Consider the following 3304-nt stretch of genomic DNA (forward strand, 5'->3'; position numbering starts at 1 on the left):
GCTGCGCGAGCTCGGCCTGCTCGGTGTCGTCGAGTCCGGCAGCACGGCCGAGTTCCGGCCGATGTCGCTGATGCCGATCTACGGCGACCAGAACCGCGCAGCGGTCTACCTGCTCACCGTTCCCGCCGCAGGGCCCCAGGAGCCGTCAGAGGCCGCCTCAGGGCCCGCTGAGGACCTCACCGAGGCCCAGGCCTCCCCCGCTACCCACGGTCGCCCTGGCGGCACTCTGGCTCCTAACCAACCGATGCCTGTGGATGACTTTGAGACCCCCGCGCTTCTCCCTCTGGGAGAAGCAAAAGAACTCCCCCGCAGGCGCGCGAGCGCGAGCCCGCTGCGCGGGCCGGATCAGGCTCGAGGCGATTCTGGGACCGATCGCGATGCACCGGCCGCTGTGTGGCCGCTCCACAAACCCGCCACGACGAGGCAGGGCCAGCTGCGCGCGGCCGAGCGTCTCCGGTCGGAGGTCCCAGCGCTGCGCGGCAGCATCGCCCGATGGGACGCCGAGAGCGAGACCTACGTCCATGACACCGGCTCGTCAGCCGCTGGCCACGCCGGCCGCGAGCTCCAGGAGCTCAGCAGCCGGCACCTGCGCTCGCTGATCCGCGAGTTCCTCCGCGCCGGCTGGACCGTCTCGGACATCAAGTACGCCATCGACCACCGCCCCGACCAGAGCGCACACACCTGGACGACATCGGTCCACTCCCCCGCCGGCTGGCTCCGCGCTCGCCTGGGCTGGTGGCTCGACGAGCACGGCCGCCCGATCGCCTCGCTCTCGGCCCGCAAGGCCGCTGACCGCGAACTCGCCGAGCGCGCGGCCGCCGACCGACGCGCCGCGGCCGCCGAGCACCAGGCCGACGTCGCCGCTGGCGCGAGCTTCGCCGACCGATGCCGCCAGCTCGCCGGCGAGCGCTGGACTCAGCTGGTGGCCAAGATCGCCGCGCAGGCCGGCATCGGCATCAACCGCGGCGGCATCCACCGACCCCGCGCCGGCCGGTTCGCCGAGGGCGCCGCCCTGGTCACCATCGCCGAGCTCGCCGGCGGCCGCGACGTCGACGACCACCAGCTGCGGCAGGCCCTCGACCAGGCCCTCGCCAGCTGACCCGGCCGGCGGCCGGAGATCTGGTTTCACCGGCGGCTGGTTTCACCGGCTCGCCTGCGCGCGCGTAAGGGTTTCTGGCTCTGAGTCCGCCTCGGTGAAACCTAGCGTTTTCGCAGGTCAGAGGCGGTTTCACGGCTGGTTTCACCGGCCGAAACTGGTTTCACCGGCTCGCTTGCGCCACCTCGCGTGGCCTCGCGTACCTATGGAAGCGGTCCTAGCGCGTGTTGCGCCCGCACGAAAGAAACGCTAGGAGTGCTATACGTGATAGCACTCCTAGCGTAGGTTGCGTTGGTTGCGGATCTACTGGTTCACGGCAGCAGCTCGAGCGGCGGCGGCGCGATCGCGAGCGGCCTTGAGCTCACGACGTCCGGACTGCTCAGCGAGGCCGAGGCGCTCGCCGACCTGGCCGCCCGTGACGCGCTCGTCCTTGGCGAGCATCGCGTCGACGATCGCGTCGCGCTCCGGGCCGGCCGGAACCACCGCCGGCGCGGACGGGACAGCGCGCAGGCGCGACGCCGGCTGAGCGGTGGTGAGCGCCTTGGCGGTCTCGGCTGAGCGCTCACCGTGCGCGGCCTCGAGTCCGCGGCCGCTCACCGCTCGCTTCTCGTGAGCGCTCGCGGCCGCGGTCTCCGTGACTGCGATCGCCGGCGCCGGCTGAGCGGTTGAGCGCTCATCGGGAGCGCTCACCTCGTCGTGAGCGGTGGGCTGCGCCTGGAGCCGCCCAACGTCATGAGCGCTGCTCTGAGCGCTGCCCTGAGCGTCCATGTGGGCGCTCACCGAACCCTGGCGAGCCTCCTCATGAGCGGTTGAGCGCTCAGCAGACCGCTCATCGGTGAGCGCGGGCGCGAGCGCCTGAGCGTTGCTGTGAGCGGTCGAGCGCTCACCGGTGAGCGATGCCGGCGTGAGCGCTTGGGTGAGCGCCGGGACAGAGACATCGATCGGGCGAACCTCGGCCAGGACGGCGGCGACCGACACAGCTCCGTTCACGTAGGTCTCCGAGACAGCCCGCTGTCGCTGGGGTGCGACGCCCAGGGCGACGGCCTTCTGCGTCGCGTACGACCGGCTGGCGGCGTAGGCGAGGCGGCGCTCGGCGATCCACTTCGCGGGGCCGGTCGAGGTCGTGGCCAGCTCGTCGAGGCGGGCGTGGTCCATGCGAGCGGCGATCGCGGCGCGCATCATGGCGGCCTCGGCCTTCTGCTCGAGGTCATCGTCGATGAGGACCGACTTCACGCCCTTGAGGGTCCAGTGCCACGCGGCAGCGGCGAGGATCGGTGCAGCGGCGACGAACGCGCGGACGGCGATCTCGTCGCCGGTGCTGGTGACGTGGGTGTAGCCGATGGTCGCGCTCACGAGCGACAGGACCCAGGTGAAGACCTGGGCGGCCTTGCTCGGTCGGTTGAGCAGGCTGAGGCAGAACGCGGCGAGCGCGAACCCCACGATGCCGAGCTCCAGGCCGCCGGCCAGGATCCAGTGCGCTCCGGTGTCGCCGAGGCTGGAGGTCTCCAGGGCGGCGAGCATGTTGAAGAACCCGATGCCGTTGAGGATGAGCGCGCCCAGGGACGGGGCCGCGATGATCCCGGCGAGGTGCCAGCCGTTGGCGGCAGCCTCGGTCGGCTCGGTGACGGTGGTGGCTGTTGCGGTGGAGCCCATGAGAGTTGTCCTCTGTCTCGCGTGGTGCTTCAGCTGGTGGAGGGATCGGCTAGCACGTGGCGCAGGTATAGCGACGCTATCTGCACTAGCAGGGGAGCGCGTCAGCGCTCGTGGAAGGGGCGGCCGTCGTTGTACTCGTCGCCGAGCTGGGCCAGATAGGCCGCCACGGCGTGGCGGACAAGGCGGTCCTGGCTCCACTTCTCGCCGGTGGCCAGCGTCATGCCGGCTGCGGTGATGCGGAGGTGGGCACGCATCGTCTCCGAGGCGCGGATGTTGAACTGCGTCGAGCCGGCGTAGGGCTCGGCGCTGGCTGCGGGCGCGGTGGCCGGTTCAGGTGCCGCGGCTGCCTGAGGAGCTCGAGCGGCAGGCTTCTCGGCCGGCGGGGCGCTCTGTGGCTCAGGGTCGGCCTGGGGCTGAGCGAGGCTGGCGATGGGGTGGTCCTTGGCCAGGGCGGGCTTGCGTTCGATCTTGGTCATCGTGCCGTCTCCTCGACAGTCGTGGTGGGTGCAACGGGCGTGTTGGGCGCGGTGGCCAGGCCGGCGCGCTCGAGTAGGT

At 71.4% G+C, this 3304-nt stretch carries 3 protein-coding genes; 1 reads left to right on the forward strand and 2 read right to left on the reverse strand.

Going from position 1 to position 3304, the window contains the following annotated elements; genetic code table 11:
* On the forward strand, positions 1 to 1099 hold a 1099-nt coding region (locus ACFV9G_RS29345), incomplete at its 5' end, for a hypothetical protein (protein WP_378732927.1).
* 300 nt (positions 1100 to 1399) lie between these two features.
* Here the strand turns inward: ACFV9G_RS29345 and ACFV9G_RS29350 are convergent.
* Entirely contained in the window at positions 1400 to 2749 is a 1350-nt protein-coding gene (locus ACFV9G_RS29350; protein ID WP_378732929.1) for a hypothetical protein, read from the reverse strand.
* A gap of 101 nt (positions 2750 to 2850) precedes the next feature.
* A complete protein-coding gene (locus ACFV9G_RS29355; protein WP_378732931.1) occupies positions 2851 to 3225 on the reverse strand; it encodes a hypothetical protein in 375 nt (124 codons plus the stop codon).
* Positions 3226 to 3304: the final 79 nt, after the last annotated feature.

Source organism: Nocardioides sp. NPDC059952, assembly GCF_042730435.1.
Lineage (GTDB): Bacteria > Actinomycetota > Actinomycetes > Propionibacteriales > Nocardioidaceae > Nocardioides.